General features: G+C 64.8%; 15 protein-coding genes and 1 tRNA gene. 4 read left to right on the forward strand and 12 right to left on the reverse strand.

Annotation, left to right across the window (positions count from 1 at the left end; genetic code table 11):
* Positions 1–105 precede the first annotated feature (105 nt).
* The 5 genes from J2X53_RS13540 to J2X53_RS13560 all read right to left on the reverse strand — a co-directional run bounded on the left by J2X53_RS13540 (position 106) and on the right by J2X53_RS13560 (position 3844).
* Positions 106–762 carry an OmpA family protein gene (locus J2X53_RS13540; protein WP_349038023.1) on the reverse strand — a complete coding sequence of 219 codons (657 nt, stop codon included), beginning with the start codon at positions 760–762 and terminating at the stop codon, positions 106–108.
* A gap of 4 nt (positions 763–766) precedes the next feature.
* Positions 767–2161 (reverse strand): type II and III secretion system protein family protein, encoded by a 1395-nt coding sequence (locus J2X53_RS13545; RefSeq protein ID WP_349038024.1) that lies wholly within the window; start codon positions 2159–2161, stop codon positions 767–769.
* Positions 2162–2363: 202 nt separating this feature from the next.
* Positions 2364–3203, reverse strand: coding sequence for a Flp pilus assembly protein CpaB (cpaB, locus tag J2X53_RS13550; protein ID WP_349038025.1), 840 nt, complete (start codon positions 3201–3203; stop codon positions 2364–2366).
* Between the two features lie 70 nt (positions 3204–3273).
* Entirely contained in the window at positions 3274–3480 is a 207-nt protein-coding gene (locus J2X53_RS13555) for a hypothetical protein (RefSeq protein WP_349038026.1), read from the reverse strand.
* 184 nt (positions 3481–3664) lie between these two features.
* Positions 3665–3844, reverse strand: a complete 180-nt coding sequence (locus tag J2X53_RS13560; RefSeq protein WP_349038201.1) for a hypothetical protein — start codon at positions 3842–3844, stop codon at positions 3665–3667.
* Between the two features lie 370 nt (positions 3845–4214).
* On the opposite strand from J2X53_RS13560, the gene J2X53_RS13565 reads away from it, so the two are divergent.
* Positions 4215–5099, forward strand: a complete 885-nt coding sequence (locus J2X53_RS13565; protein WP_349038027.1) for a lytic transglycosylase domain-containing protein — start codon at positions 4215–4217, stop codon at positions 5097–5099.
* A gap of 98 nt (positions 5100–5197) precedes the next feature.
* On the opposite strand, the gene J2X53_RS13570 is transcribed toward J2X53_RS13565, so the two are convergent.
* From J2X53_RS13570 to J2X53_RS13580, 3 genes are read right to left on the reverse strand one after another with little or no spacing between them, the layout of a single operon-like run.
* Positions 5198–5491, reverse strand: a complete 294-nt coding sequence (locus tag J2X53_RS13570) for a GNAT family N-acetyltransferase (RefSeq protein ID WP_349038028.1) — start codon at positions 5489–5491, stop codon at positions 5198–5200.
* Positions 5481–6107: a 3-oxoacid CoA-transferase subunit B gene (locus tag J2X53_RS13575; protein ID WP_349038029.1), complete on the reverse strand. Its 627-nt coding sequence runs from the start codon at positions 6105–6107 to the stop codon at positions 5481–5483. The genes J2X53_RS13570 and J2X53_RS13575 overlap by 11 nt, the downstream gene beginning before the upstream one ends.
* A complete protein-coding gene (locus J2X53_RS13580) occupies positions 6107–6811 on the reverse strand; it encodes a CoA transferase subunit A (RefSeq protein ID WP_349038030.1) in 705 nt (234 codons plus the stop codon). The genes J2X53_RS13575 and J2X53_RS13580 overlap by 1 nt, the downstream gene beginning before the upstream one ends.
* A 149-nt stretch (positions 6812–6960) precedes the next feature.
* Between J2X53_RS13580 and J2X53_RS13585 the strand changes: the two genes are divergently transcribed.
* Positions 6961–7046 (forward strand) — tRNA-Leu (locus J2X53_RS13585).
* Positions 7047–7422: 376 nt separating this feature from the next.
* Here the strand turns inward: J2X53_RS13585 and J2X53_RS13590 are convergent.
* A complete protein-coding gene (locus J2X53_RS13590; RefSeq protein WP_349038031.1) occupies positions 7423–7887 on the reverse strand; it encodes an Lrp/AsnC ligand binding domain-containing protein in 465 nt (154 codons plus the stop codon).
* Positions 7888–7990: 103 nt separating this feature from the next.
* Between J2X53_RS13590 and putA the strand changes: the two genes are divergently transcribed.
* Both putA and J2X53_RS13600 read left to right on the forward strand, forming a co-directional pair.
* Positions 7991–11446, forward strand: coding sequence for a bifunctional proline dehydrogenase/L-glutamate gamma-semialdehyde dehydrogenase PutA (gene putA, locus J2X53_RS13595; RefSeq protein WP_349038032.1), 3456 nt, complete (start codon positions 7991–7993; stop codon positions 11444–11446).
* 252 nt (positions 11447–11698) lie between these two features.
* The gene (locus tag J2X53_RS13600) at positions 11699–12445 is read left to right on the forward strand and encodes a rhomboid family intramembrane serine protease (protein WP_349038033.1); all 747 of its coding nucleotides are present in this window, start codon (positions 11699–11701) and stop codon (positions 12443–12445) included.
* A gap of 26 nt (positions 12446–12471) precedes the next feature.
* Here the strand turns inward: J2X53_RS13600 and J2X53_RS13605 are convergent, their stop codons facing one another.
* The 3 genes from J2X53_RS13605 to J2X53_RS13615 form a co-directional block, all read right to left on the reverse strand.
* Positions 12472–13266, reverse strand: coding sequence for an inositol monophosphatase family protein (locus J2X53_RS13605; RefSeq protein ID WP_349038034.1), 795 nt, complete (start codon positions 13264–13266; stop codon positions 12472–12474).
* A gap of 155 nt (positions 13267–13421) precedes the next feature.
* Complete coding sequence (locus J2X53_RS13610; protein WP_349038035.1) at positions 13422–13916, reverse strand: L,D-transpeptidase; 495 nt, start codon at positions 13914–13916, stop codon at positions 13422–13424.
* 155 nt (positions 13917–14071) lie between these two features.
* Positions 14072–14977, reverse strand: coding sequence for a LysR family transcriptional regulator (locus J2X53_RS13615; protein WP_118149738.1), 906 nt, complete (start codon positions 14975–14977; stop codon positions 14072–14074).
* Positions 14978–15036: the final 59 nt, after the last annotated feature.

Genomic DNA, 15036 nt, shown 5'->3' on the forward strand with positions numbered 1-15036 from the left:
CGGGTCTGTTGGCTGCAACTGATGCCCGGCATGGCACAGGGGGCAGACTGGCTGCCCCCTGTGCGGTTCGGTTCCGGCCAGATGATCCGGCGCTTTGCCGTGGCGTTACTCGCCCGGATTGACCTGCGTGGTGATGGTGCTGTTGACCGGATGAGGCCGGACGGCACTGGCGACGTATTCGCGGAAGATCACTTCGGCATATTTGCCATTCAGCGGCGCGCTGCTGCGCTTGTGAAAGCCCGCCACCTCGGTCACGGTGCGGCGGTTGGCCTCTTCGGGGCCGGGGCTTGCGACCACGGGGCGGGTCTTGCCGTAAGACACCAGCGCCTCCAGCCGGTTGCGGCTGATGCCCTGGCTGGCAAAGAACGCCACCACAGCCTGCGCCCGGCGTTTGCCAAGCGTCTGATTGTAGCTGTTGGAACCGACCAGATCGGTATGGCCATAGACCGAAAAGCGCAGTTCGGGGAACTGGCGGATCCAGTTGGCCTGTTGCGCCAGAACGCGCTGCGCCTCTGGCGTCAGCACCGCGCTGTTGAAGGCAAAGGTGACCGTGCTGGGCACCTCGGCCCGGAAGCGGGTGTTCAGCTGCACGGTCGCGTTGATTTCGCCTGACATGATGCCGGTGTTGTTGCGGGTCACCGCGCCATAGCCGCTTTCGTCAATCTCGGAGCCGAGTTCTTTGTCAAAGCCGGGCGACGCGGTGCAGGAGGCCAGAGCGGCGGTCAGAAGCAGGCTGATCAGGGCTGTGGATGTCTTGAGCATGGTCTTACTCCATCACATAGCCATAAGAGGTGCTGAAATCCTGCCGCGCCACTTCGCCTGCGGCCCCGCGTGGGGCGTTGGCGACGGTGCCGTTCAGGAAAAACTCCCGTTCGGTCGGCAGGCGGACCCGGTCGGTCGGCAAGGCATAGACATCGCCGCGGGTCGGGGTCACCAGATGCGGGGTGATGATGATCACCAGCTCCGACTGGTTGCGCTGATAATCGGCGCTGCGGAACAGGGCGCCAAGGATCGGCACATCGCCGATCCACGGCAGCTGCGTATTCAGGTTGCGGAAATCGTCCTGCAACAGACCGGCGACGGCAAAGCTTTCACCATCGCGCATTTCCACGGTGGTCGAGGTTTCGCGGCGTTTGAAGGCGTTGATCGAAAAGCCGCCGGATTCGATGGTGACGGTGGTGTCGATCGACGACACGGCGGCGTTGAGCTGCAGGTTGATGATATCGCCATCCACCACGGTCGGGGTAAAGTTCAGCTCGACCCCAAAGGGTTTGTAGTCGATCACCACGCCATCCGAGGTCAGCACCGGGATCGGGTATTCGCCGCCGCCCAGAAACCGCGCCTCTTGCCCTGACAGGGCGGTAAGGTTGGGTTCGGCCAGCGTGCGCACGACCCCTTTGGATTCCAGCGCTTCGAGCAGCACCGCGAATTGCACCGATCCGGCGGTGAAGCCCAGACCAAGCGCGCCCCGGGTGCCGGGGGCGGTGGTGATCGGGTTGCCGATGCCGTTGTCGCCCGACAGCCAGGTGCCGGTTTCGCCGGCGATGCCGATCTTCTTGCCACCCTGCGCCGCCAGCGACACGCCCAGATTTTTCGCAACCGAGCGCTGCATTTCGGCAAAGCGGACCTTGAGCATCACCTGCTGGGTGCCGCCGACGCTCATCAGATTGGAGACCCGTTCGGGGGCGTAGCGGTTGGCCAGATCCAGCGCCCGGTCGAGTTTGGCGGTGGAGGACACGACGCCCGACAGCACGATGCCGTCATTGGCGGTGCGCACCTCGATCGGTTCGCCCGGCAGGATCTGCTGCAGGCGTTCCTTGAATTCGGCGATATCGGGGGTGACATGTACATCGACGTTGGAAATGAGCCGTCCGTCAGGGGCCAGCAGCGTCAGCGTGGTGCGGCCCGGGGTTTTGCCCAGCACATAGATCGACCGGTCAGACAGGGTCGAGATGTCGGCGATCCCGGGGTTGGCGATGGAGAGTTCGGCAAAGGGCGTATCGCTTTCGACCACCACCGCGCGGTTCATCGGGACTTGCAGCGGTGCTGAGACGGAGCCCCGCATCACCCGGAGGGTTTCTGCCGAGGCGACGCTACTCAGCGCCGTCGTGGCCAAGGCTGCGGCCATCAGACCCGCCTTGAGAAGGATGTTCATGCTCATGTGACCTGCCCTTTCGATCACGCCTCGTTCCGGGTCTTTTCGCCCGTATTGTCACAGAACATGCCTGCAAAGCCGTTTTTTTGCAAGAATCAAACGCTTATTCGCCAAAGCTTATGTGGATAAGTTGCAACAACCCGCAACAGATCGGCGAAGGCATCCGGGCGGCCACCAGATGAGGTGCCGCCCCTGTCGCTTTGCTGCGTCAGTTGGTGCAGGGGATCGGCACTTCGACCCGTTCGCTGCCATTGCGCTGGATGATTGTGCAGACCTTTGCGGCCTCGATCTGAACCACTTCCTGCTTCTGGATGTTCAGAAGCGCGCTGCTGTTCACCTCGATGGTGCCGGTGATCGTATCGTCGCCCGAGCCGACCAGCGACAGCGCCAGACGGCCAGTGGCCTGCGCCTGCGCCAGACGGGCAACCTGTTCCGGGGTGGCGGCCACGGTCACGGTGCGGGCGACCATCGCGCCGCCCAGAGCGTCGGATTGCTGGTCCACCGCGATGATGCGGGTAGAGCTTTCGATCAGGCGTGTCAGCTCGCCCCCGGTGCCATCCACCGCGCCGGTCCAGTAGACATCGACGCGGTCGCCGGGCTGCACAAAGCCCGACACGCCCGAGGCGACATCGACCTTGATGGCAAAGGCGCGCATGCCCTTGGCAATCTGTCCGGTCAGGCCTGCGCCCTGACCCGGATCGGTGACTTTGGTGGCGAGGATGGGTTCAAACTTGTCCATCTGGCGCAGGATGTAGCGGTTTTCCTTGATCCCGCTAGGAAAAAGCTTTGCCTCATCCGTAAAGACGCCCTCGGGCAGCGAGTTCTGGGGCCAGTAGACGAGTTGCACATCCTCGGGCGTCAGCTCTTCGCCGTAATTCTTGGTCTTGGTGACAACATAGACCTGGGTGATGGGGCCAACCTTTTCGCGCAGCTGGCGTTCCTGTTCCAGTTGCGTCTGGGTCTGGCCGATATAGCCCTGTGCCATATAGACCGCGCTGCCCGCGAGGGCGACGCCCGCCACAAGCACCAGTCCGAACATGCCGCGCATGATTTAACCCTTTCCCACCTGAGAGCGGCGTATCGCGTTGTGCAACCGCTGCCCGTCGTTTCCGGGTGCCTTATGGCCGCACCCTGGCCTCATCGAGATAGGACACCACTGTCACACCCACCGCCTCAAAGATCTGGGGGGTGAAGTAGGTCGCAACCATGATTGCCAGACCGGCCACAGCGGCGGTCAGCACAACCCAGTCAACGGTGATGGCACCTGACTCGTCAGTCCAGAACTGGCAGAGGCGACGGCGGTTTGAGGTCTGGTAAAACTTCATGACACTGGCCTTGTTCTGCGTGGTCAGCTGCTGCCGCGGACCCGCCGCTTGGTGAATACTCTCTACCGGGGAGCATCTGCGCGCCTGCTTTCCGCCGCCCACAGATACGAAGAGGGCGCGGGCCGATGGATCGGTCCGCGCCCGCCGTCTTGGTCAGGCAAGGCTAGGTCGCCTTGCCCTAAGATCAGCGCGTAGCAGCGGTGGTCAGGTCGGTGGCCAGAACGGCACCAGCGTTGGTGATGCCCGGACGGACAGCGTTGACGACGATCAGGCCCAGGCCCACAACGGCGGCGGTCAGAACCACCCAGTCAACAGTCACAGCGCCGGATTCGTCGTTTTTGAAGTTCTGGATCATGTTCAGCATGGTATATCTCTCTTTCACGTGTTGCTTTGGTTTGTTTCAACCGCTCGGCGTCTTTTTCGGTCTGGCCTCTGTTCCGTTCCGTCTTCCGTTCGGTATGAGCATGTTTTCACCTGTCACGGTGGCAACTTCTGGGCGGAGATCAGGTGTTTTTCAGACAAATGAAAATATCTGAAGAAAACTTATAAATCTCTGATTCTGAATGATTTTAGGTTCCGTTTCTGGTGACGTGCGGCCGGGCAGGCCAACGCGGCTCCCGCAATTGCGGCAAATTCGCCAGAATTGGGGGCTGATTTGCGCGGGCGGATAGCCCAAAGCGCAGATTCGTGCGAAAGTGCAGGCAATAAAAACAACAGACAGGCATCGAGCAGCGATGCGATTCATTGCAGGACTATTGGCCGCGGGAATCAGTCTTGCGCCCGTTCCGGGTGCGGCTGAGGGATTGAGCGGCGAACGCGACTTCTCGTTCAAGCGGGTCAAGGTCGGCGAAGGCATGGGCAAACGCAAGATCGTGCAGATTGACCCGGCCGAACAGGCCCGGCTGCTGGCGCTGGCCCCCAAGGTGAAACCACGCGAGCCGACGCCAGAGCCGGATGCGGTGACGGCGGTGGCCGGTGCCGTGGCCCCGCCGGGCGTGCTGATGCAGGTGGCGCCGAAATCCTCCAGCTATGACTGGTTCTGGCAGACCGTGCCCACCAGCCGGGGCGCGGTGGCAGACCGGTTCCCGCTGGCGATGGCCACATTGTCCAAAGGGCCGAAAGGCACCGGCGTGGCCGCGCCCCGGATGCAGCATATGCAGGGCATCGCCGAGAAGTACGGCAAGCATATTCTGGCGGCCACCATCGGGACCGATGTCTCGCCCGCGCTGGTGCTGGCGGTGATCGGGGTGGAAAGCGCCGGTCGCGCCGATGCGGTGTCAACGGCGGGCGCGCAGGGGCTGATGCAGCTGATCCCCGCGACCGCCACGCGGTTCGGGGTCACGGATTCGACCGACCCTGCGCAGAACATCAAGGGCGGGGTGGCCTATCTCAACTGGCTGCTGAAAGAGTTCAACCGCGATCCGCTGATGGTGCTCGCCGCCTATAATGCGGGCGAGGGCGCGGTGCGGGCCAATGACGGGGTGCCACCCTATGCCGAGACGCGCGACTATGTGCCCAAGGTGCTGGCGGCCTGGCAGGTGTCACAGGGGCTGTGCCTGACGCCACCAGAGCTGGTGACCGATCCTTGCGTGTTCAAGGTGATCTCTGCGGGCGGCTGAAGGTTGCGGTTGGGGCTGGCGGTGCAAAGGGGGGCTGTCTGCCCCCCTCGTCGCTTCGGTCCTACCCCCCGGAAATATTTCTGAACAGCTGAATGGCTTCAGGTGGCGAAGGCATCGGCCCATTCGGGGTGTTTCCGGCGCTGCGCGTTCACGAAGGGGCAGAGCGGCACAATCTTGATGCCGCGCGCCCGCACATCACCCACCATGTATTCGACCAGCGCCGCGCCCGCGCCGGTGCCGCGCAGGGCATCGGGCACGCCGGTATGGTCGGCAATGATCAGGGTGGGGGTGGTGACCGAAAAGGTGATCTCGGCCTCCGCCCCATCTTGCGTCAGGACATAACGGCCTTTGGCGCCGTGATCTTCGCGGCGGAAGCTGGGGTCAGTCGACAAGGGTGGCCTCCGTCGCGGCGCGCAGGTCGGCCTCGGAAACACCGTCGGCGAGTTCCACCAGCTTCAGCCCGCCGGGCACGACATCGAGCACGCCAAGGTTGGTGATGATGCGGTCGACAACCGCCTTGCCGGTCAGCGGAAGTGTGCACGATTTCAGCACCTTGGACTCGCCGTGTTTCGAGGTGTGGTCCATCACCACCACCACCCGGCCCACCCCGGCCACCAGATCCATAGCACCCCCCATGCCCTTGACCAGCTTGCCCGGGATCATCCAGTTCGCCAGATCGCCATTTTCGGCCACCTCCATCGCGCCAAGGATCGCCATGGCGATCTTGCCGCCGCGGATCATGGCAAAGGACTGGGCGCTATCGAAAAAAGCGGTCTGCGGCAATTCGGTGATGGTCTGCTTGCCGGCGTTGATCAGGTCGGCATCCTCTTCGCCCTCAAACGGGAACGGGCCCATGCCCAGCATGCCGTTTTCCGATTGCAGGGTCACGTTGACGCCTTCGGGAATGTAGTTCGACACCAGCGTCGGGATGCCGATGCCAAGGTTGACATACCAGCCGTCCTGCAGTTCCTGCGCGGCGCGGGCGGCCATCTGGTTGCGGTCCCACATTACACGGATTCCTTTTTGCGAACAGTGCGTTGCTCGATGCGTTTTTCGTGCTGGCCTTGGATGATGCGATGCACATAGATGCCGGGCAGGTGGATGTGGTCGGGGTCAAGTGTGCCAAGTGGCACGATTTCTTCGACTTCCACCACGCAGATCTTGCCGCAGGTGGCGGCGGGCGGGTTGAAGTTGCGGGCGGTCTTGCGGAAGATCAGGTTGCCCGAGGGATCGGCCTTCCACGCCTTGACGATCGACAGATCCGCGACGATGCCGCGCTCCATGATGTAGTCCTGACCGTCGAAATTCATCACCGGCTTGCCTTCGGCAATCACCGTGCCCACCCCGGTTTTTGTGTAAAAGCCGGGAATCCCGGCGCCGCCGGCGCGCATCCGTTCGGCCAGCGTGCCCTGCGGATTGAACTCCAGCTCCAGCTCGCCGCTCAGATATTGTCGCATGAATTCAGCGTTTTCGCCGACATAGGACGAGATCATCTTCTTGACCTGACGCGTCTGCAGCAGCACCCCAAGCCCGAACCCATCAACGCCCGCGTTGTTCGAGGCGACCGTCAGATCCTTGGTGCCCGCGTCGCGGATCGCGGCGATCAGCAGTTCAGGAATGCCGCACAGGCCAAAGCCTCCCGCAGCAATAAGCATTCCGTCAAACAGCACCCCGTCGAGTGCCGATCTGGCATCCGGATAGACCTTTTTCATGCTGACCCTTTCCGCAAAAACGTTGCTGTCATAAAGCGGGGGAACCGGGGCGGTGTCAATTGCCGCAGGGCAGCATGTGAAGCGATCCGCACGGATTGTCACGGCCCCCCTTTTCCCCGCCGTCTGCTTCGCTATGCTGTGCTTGCGCTGCCCGCGTGGTGAAATGGTAGACACATGAGACTTAAAATCTCCCGACCGCAAGGTCGTGCCGGTTCAAGTCCGGCCGCGGGCACCACCTGACTGAGCGGATCCCTGATCGGGGCATCGGGGGGTGAGCTGATCGTGACGGCCCGGAGGCCGGGCATTGCGCCCGGCGCTGACGGGCGGCAAGGGGATGAAAAGACTGAAAATTTCAGGTATGCGTCACGTGTGACCCGCGTCTGGTTTCTGTATGGCTTGCGTCATGACGTTGATGTGGTTCCGCGGGGATCAGAGAGGGGTGGTGCCTGACCGTCTGAGCCCTGTGCCGCCCCCCACCCCATCCCTCCCCACAAGGGGCAGGGCGCGCTTGGGGCAGGGGCCTGCGCCTGGCCGTCCGGGACCACCGCGAGCCGCAAGCGCCTCCCTCCCCCCTTGTGGGGGAGGGATGGGGTGGGGGGCGGCGCGCGGGGTCAGATCGGGCCTTCTTTCACCGATTCCATTGCCACATAGGTGGAGGTGCTGGTGACGTGGGGCAGGGCAGAGATGCGTTCGGCCAGCACGCGGCGATAGGCCTGAATATCGGCGGTGCGCACTTTGAGCAGGTAGTCAAAGCGGCTGGCGATCATGTGGCATTGCTCGACTTCTGGCACGGTCAGCACCGCCTTGTTGAACGCCTGCAACGCGGCTTCGCGGGTATCGGCCAGCTTTACCTCGACAAAGGCGACATGGGCCTGACCCATCTTGATCGGGTCGAGGCCCGCCCGGTAGCCGGTGATCACCCCCAGTTCTTCGAGCCGTTTCATGCGGGCCTGGGTCGGGCTTTTTGACAGTCCGATCCGGCGGGCGAGTTCCACGGCGCTGATCCGGCCTTCGGATGACAGGATGCGCAGGATGGCATGGTCGAAACGGTCCAGATCGGGTGGAACAGATGACATCGGAGACTCCCTGATTTGCGGGCGGAATGCCTGTCTGCAGGATGATAATCGGGAGAACAGCCTTTGAATAGCGCGGTATCATGGGCCAAACAGGAGATCCCCCATGCCGCGTCCGTCCCACGCCTCCCCCTTTGCGATCATTCAGAACGAAGCGCTGCGCGATGAGCCGGCGCTGGTACAGGCGCTGGTCGCCGAGGCCGCGCTGGCGCCCGATGCGCGGGCGGCGATTTCGGCGGATGGGGCCGATCTGGTGACCCGCATCCGCAAGAGTGCCAGGCCGGGGCTGATGGAGGTGTTTCTGGCCGAATATGGTCTGTCGACCGATGAGGGCATCGCGCTGATGTGTCTGGCCGAGGCGCTGCTGCGGGTGCCGGATGCGGAAACCATGGATGCGCTGATCGAGGACAAGATCGCGCCAAGCGACTGGGGGCGGCATCTGGGGCGGTCGGCATCGTCCTTGGTCAATGCCTCGACCTGGGCGTTGATGCTGACCGGCAAGGTGCTGGAAGACCGCGAGCCGGGGGTGGTGGGGCACCTGCGTGCAGCAGTGAAACGGCTGGGCGAGCCGGTGATCCGACGCGCGGTGGCGCAGGCGATGAAGGAAATGGGCCGCAACTTCGTGCTGGGCGAGACGATTGACCGCGCGATGGACCGCGCCCGCGAGCTGGAGGGCAAGGGCTATACCTACAGCTATGACATGCTGGGCGAGGCCGCGCGCACCGAAGGCGATGCGCGGCGCTATCATCTTGCGTATTCAAAAGCGATCACCGCGATTGCCGGGGCGGCCAAGGGCAATGACATCCGCGCCAATCCCGGCATCTCGGTCAAGCTGTCGGCCCTGCATCCGCGCTATGAGGTGGCCAAGCGCGCGCGGGTGATGGCGGAGCTGGTGCCCCGGGTGCGGGCGCTGGCCGGGCTGGCGCGGGCGGCGGGGCTGGGCTTCAACATCGACGCCGAAGAGGCCGACCGGCTGGAGCTGTCGCTGGAGGTGATCGAGGTGGTGCTGGCCGATCCGTCGCTGGCGGGCTGGGACGGGTTTGGCGTGGTGGTGCAGGCTTACGGCCGCCGCGCGGGCGCGGTGATCGACTGGCTGCATGACACCGCCGAACGGCTGGACCGCAAACTGATGGTGCGGCTGGTCAAGGGCGCCTATTGGGATGCCGAGGTCAAGCGGGGGCAAGTGCTGGGGCTGGAGTCGTTTCCGGTCTTTACCCGGAAAGAGGCGACGGACGTGTCCTATATCGCCAACGCCCGCAAACTGCTGGGCATGACCGACCGGATCTATCCGCAATTTGCTACCCATAACGCGCATACGGTGGCGGCGGTGCTGCATATGGCGGGCGAGATGGGGGTCGATGCAATGGCCTATGAATTCCAGCGGTTGCACGGCATGGGCGAGCGGCTGCATGACATCGTGTTGACGGCTCGCGGCACCCGCTGCCGGATTTATGCACCCGTGGGCGCGCACCGCGACCTGCTGGCCTACCTCGTGCGGCGGTTGCTGGAGAACGGCGCGAACTCCAGCTTCGTCAACCAGATCGTTGATGAGGATGTGCCGCCGCTGCGGGTGGCCGCCTGTCCGCTGACGGCGGTGGAGCGGCTGAGCCTGCCCAACAAGGCGCTGCTGACCGGGCCGGAGTTGTTCGGCGGCCGGCGCAATGCCCGTGGGTTTGACCTGACGGCTGCGCCTGATCTGGCGGCGGTGGCGGCGGCGCGGGAGCCGTTCCGGGACCATGTGTTCGAGGCGGCGCCGCTGCTGGCGGGCCGCGCCGTTGGCGGCTTGCGGCACGAGGTGCTGAACCCCGCCACCGGCGCACGGGTGGGTTTTGTCACCGATGCTGCGGCCCCGGATGTGGATTGCGCGTTGCGGCTGGCCGAACCCTGGGCGGCAGAGGCCGGGGTGCGGGCCGAGGTGCTGCGCCGCGCGGCGGATCTGTATGAGGCCGAGTTCGGCGCGATCTTTGCGCTGCTGGCGCGCGAGGCGGGCAAGACGCAAGCCGATGCGGTGGCCGAACTGCGCGAAGCGGTGGATTTCCTGCGCTATTATGCCGACGGGGCCGGGGCGCTGGCGCATCCCGCGCGAGGGGTCTTTGCCTGCATCAGCCCGTGGAACTTCCCCTTGGCGATTTTCACCGGGCAGATCGCGGCGGCGCTGGTGGCGGGCAATGCGGTGTTGGCCAAGCCTGCGGAGCAGACGCCGTTGATTGCGGCGTTTGCGGTGGGCTTGCTGCACAAGGCGGGGGTGCCGGTGACGGCGCTGCAACTGTTGCCCGGCGACGGCGCGGTGGGGGCTGCGCTGACCCGCGATGCGCGGGTGGCGGGGGTGGCCTTTACCGGCGGCACCGATACGGCACTGAAGATCCGCGCCAGCATGGCCGAGTATCTGGCCCCCGGCGCGCCCTTGATCGCGGAAACCGGCGGGCTGAATGCGATGGTGGTGGATTCCACCGCGCTGCCCGAACAGGCGGTGCGCGACATTCTGGCGTCGAGCTTCCAGTCGGCGGGCCAGCGCTGTTCTGCGCTGCGCTGTCTGTATGTGCAGGAAGATATCGCGGCGACCGTGCTGGAGATGCTGTTCGGCGCGATGGACGACCTTGCGCTGGGCGATCCGTGGGATCTGGCGACCGATGTGGGGCCGGTGATCGACTCCGACGCCCAGGCGGGGATTGCGGCGTATGTGGCAGCGGCCCGCGCCGAGGGGCGGGTGCTGAAAGAGCTGAAGGCCCCGCAGGGCGGCACGTTTGTTGCACCGGTGGTGATAAAGGTGCCGGGCATCGCGGCGATGGCGCGCGAGATCTTTGGGCCGGTGCTGCATGTGGCGACATTCAGGGCGGCAGAGCTTCCCCATGTGATCGCGGCGGTCAACGCCACCGGCTATGGCCTGACCTTCGGGCTGCACACGCGGATTGATGACCGGGTGCAGCAGGTGATCGGCGCGCTGCGGGTGGGCAACATCTATGTCAACCGCAACCAGATCGGCGCGGTGGTGGGCAGTCAGCCCTTTGGCGGCGAAGGACTGTCCGGCACCGGGCCAAAGGCGGGCGGTCCGCATTACCTGCACCGCTTCACCGCAGCCCCTGCGCCGGAGGTGGATAACGCCGACCTTGGCGCAACCACCAGCGTGGCACAGCTGCGCGCAGCACTGAAGGCACCGCAGGCGACGCCTGCGCCGGTCACGGTCGATCTGCCCGGTCCCACCGGCGAATCGAACCGCCTGACATCCGTGGCACGTGCGCCGGTCCTGTGTCTGGGACCGTCCCCGGCGCAGGCGATGGCGCAGGCAACCGCCGTGCGCGCATTGGGCGGGCTGGCGGTAGAGGTGCCGGGTCTGCTGCCCGAGGCGCTGCGCACAGAGACGGGCTTTGCCGGGGCGATCTGGTGGGGCGATGAGGCGGTTGCCCGCGCCTGCGTGCAGGCACTGGCGGCGCGCGAAGGGCCGATCCTGCCGCTGATCACCGGTATGCCCGACGCGGCCCATGCCACGCTGGAGCGCCACGCCTGCATCGACACCACGGCCTCGGGCGGCAATGCCCAGCTTTTGGCCGAAGTCGCGGGCTGAGGCGGCGGATCTGAAGGAGCGGCTGCGCCGCGCGGTTTTATCTCGTCGCGCGGCTGCGCCGCGTCTCCTCGGGAGTGCGCTCCGCGCGGGAGTATTTTCAGAAGCAGCAATGCAAGCCTGATTCTTTGTATTGCTGCTTAGAAAATACTCCGGGGGTCCGGGGGCTGGCCCCCGGGGGTGACGCTGGTACGGCATCAGCAAGGCCGCTGCGCGGGCTTGACGGGGGCGGGGTGATGCGAAAGGCTGGGCCGCATGTTTCCCATCCGCGATCATAACCCGTCGGGGCGCAGGCCCTATGTCACCTGGCTGCTGATCGCTGCGAATGTGGCGGTTTTCTTGCTGTTCAATCTGTCGCTGGACGAACAGCAACTGGCCTATTTCTATTACGACTGGGGCTTTGTGCCGCGTTTCGTGACCGAAGGGGTCAGCCTGCACGGGATTGTCAGCCATATGTTCCTGCATGGCGGCTGGATGCATCTGCTGGGCAACATGCTGTTCCTGTTCATCTTTGGCGACAATATGGAAGATGAGATGGGGCATTCCGGCTTTGCCCTGTTTTACCTGCTGGCGGGGCTGGCGGCGGTCGGGTTGCAATATGCGGCGGATCCGGTGTCGGAAATTCCGATGGTCGGCGCCTCGGGGGCGATTGCCGGGGTGATGGGGGGGTATCTTTTGCTGTTTCCCAAGGCGCGGGTGGATGTGCTGATCATTTTCGTGATCTTTTTCCGCATTTTCCCGATTCCGGCCTGGATTGTGCTGGGGATCTGGTTTGCGTTGCAGCTGTTCAATGGCGCGGTCACACCGCTGGACGGTGGCGGCGTGGCCTATTGGGCGCATACGGGCGGGTTTGTCGCCGGGGTTGCGATGACGCTGCCGCTGTGGCTGCGGCGGGGCGGGTTCGGGTTCTGGAACCGCACCCACGGCGCGCCGCCGCATCCGGAGGCGCGCTATCCGCTGGCGCAGTCACGTGTGCCGCAGGTACCGCGGCGGCCGCGATAGGGGGGCGCGGCAGGCCCCGCCCCCTGTCAGGCGTCGTTGCGGATGATCTTGCGGAACGCCTCGAACAAGCCCTCATTGCCAGCGATCAGGCTGCCGTCTTCGAGCGGGTCTTGGGTTTCGCGGATGCCGGTGACCATGCCGCCGGCTTCCTTGACCAGCAGGATGCCGCCAGCCACGTCCCAGGGGGACAGCTCACGCTCCCAGTAGCCCTCGTAGCGGCCTGCGGCGACATAGGCGAGGTCGAGTGCGGCGGAACCCCAGCGGCGGACACCGGCACAGGCAGGCATCAGGCGGGCGAGGTCTTGCAGGGTGGCGGGCAGGGTTTTCTTTGCGCCGAACGGCACGCCGGTGGCGAAGACCGCCTCACTCATCGTGCGGCGGCCCGAGACGCGGATGCGGCGGCTGTCGTTGAGCCAGGCGCCCGAGCCTTTTTCGGCCCAAAACATCTCGTCCTTGGCCGCGTCATACACGACTGACGACACGATTTCACCCTTGTGCTCCAGCCCGATCGAGACGGCCCAATGCGGCATGCCGTGCAGGAAGTTGGTGGTGCCGTCGAGCGGATCGACGATCCAGCGGCGGGTGGGGTCAGCCCCGGCGGCGGCGCCGGTTTCCTCGCCCAGCCAGCCATAGGTGGGGCGGCCGCCCATCAGGTCTTCGCGGATCATCCGCTCGGCCTCGCGGTCGGCCTTGGTGACAAAGTCGCCGGGGCCTTTGGTCGAGACCTGAAGGTTTTCAACCTCGCGGAAGTCTTTCACCAGAGAGCGGCCAGCGCGACGCGCCGCCTTGATCATCAGGTTGAGGTTGGCGCTGCCTTGCATCGTGAGGACTCCGTTCCGCTTAAGCGCCCGCGTATAGGGCGGACGGTTGCCCAAGGGAAGGGGGGATGGGTGTTTCGCTGTATTCCGGCGCGTTTCGGGCGGCTGCGAGGGGGGCAGCGGCGGGACACCCCGCTGCGGGCAGGTCAGCGGTGGGGTTAGCGCACCACGGTGACGCGCAGATTGTCCTTGCCCTCGGCGCGGACCATGTTGAACAGGATCTTGGCATTGGCCGTGTGCAGGCGGACGCATCCGGCGCTGGCGGGGCGGCCCAGTTTCCTGACCTGATCGGTGCCGTGGATCGCGTAATTGCCGTTGTAGAACACCGCAAACGGCATCGGCGCATTGTTATAGAGGCTGGAGCGGTGGTTGCGGGACAGCCATTGCGCGCCGTTCCACTGGCCGGTGGGGGTGATCTTGCCTTGCCGCGCGGTAGAGACCGGCCATTCGTGGATTTTGCGGCCCTCGTGAAACACCTCCATCACTTGCCGCGAGATCGAGACGCGGACCGAGATGCGCGCGGGTTGCTCTGCGGCCTGCGCTTCGGGGGTGGCCTGTGCTTCGGGGGCGGGCAACAAGCTCTGGGCGGCCTGAGCGGGCAGGGTGGCGCAGGCCAGAAGGGCAAGGGTCAGGGCGGCAATCACAACGCGCATCACATCCTCCGGCAGGGGTGTCCGACGCTCGGCAGGGTTCCGCTGATCGGGGGGCAAGTCAAATGGTTTGCGCGAGGTGCAGGGTCAGGAATTCCTGCCCTGCGCTGAAAAAGGCACGGATTTTCCGCTGTTTGGCAGCGGGTGGCGCGGCGGGGTCAGTCGCGTTGCAGCTTGACCGGCTCGGACCGGCACAGGCGCAGGAAATGCGCCATGAAGGGTTTGGCCGCATCCTCGTCGCGGGTGGCGGCGGAGAGGCGCTTGGTCACTGTGTCTGGGCCGAGCGGGCGGGTGATGTAATCGGCATTGCTTTTGATGTCGCGCAGCACCCAGTCGGGCAGCACCGACACGCCGCGGTTCGACCCCACCAGCATGAGGATCACCGCCGTCAGTTCCACCGGGCGCTGGCCGCGGGGTTCGACCTTGGCGGGGGTGAGGAGTTCGGTGAACACATCGAGTTTGTCGCGGCCCACGGGGTAGGTGATCAGCACCTGATCGCGGAAATCTTCGGCGGTGATGAAGGGTTTGGCGGCCAGTGGGTTCTGGGCTGAGGCCAGGAACACCGGATGGTAGTCGAACAGCGGGTTATAGGTGATGCCGGTCAGCGGTTCGGGGTTGGAGGTGATGACCAGATCCACCTCTTCGCGCAGAAGCGCGGGAAAGCTGTCAAACGCGAGGCCGGCGCGGATATCGACATCAACCTCGGGCCAGGCGTGGCGGAACATCTCGAGCACCGGGAACAGCCAGTCGAAACAGGCGTGGCACTGGATGGCGATGTGCAGCCGCCCGGTCTTGCCCGAGCGCAGGGCGCGGAATTCTTCCTCCATCAGCTCGATTTCCGGCAGGATGCGGTCGGCGGCGCGCAGCATGCGGATGCCTGCCGCTGACAGGCGCATCGGTTTGGAGCGGCGCACGAACAGCTCCATCCCGGCCTGATCTTCCAGATTGGCGACCTGATGTGACAGGGCCGATTGCGTCATGTTCAACAGGTCAGCGGCGCGGGCCAGCCCGCCCGCCTGATGAATGGCGCGGATGGTGCGCAGGTGGCGGAGTTCGATATACATGAGGTTCACCACAAGATCATCGTGAAGATTATGAATTTGTCTCACATGCGCCAATCTGC

This window comes from Pseudotabrizicola sp. 4114 (assembly GCF_031457365.1).
Classification (GTDB): Bacteria; Pseudomonadota; Alphaproteobacteria; order Rhodobacterales; family Rhodobacteraceae; genus Pseudotabrizicola.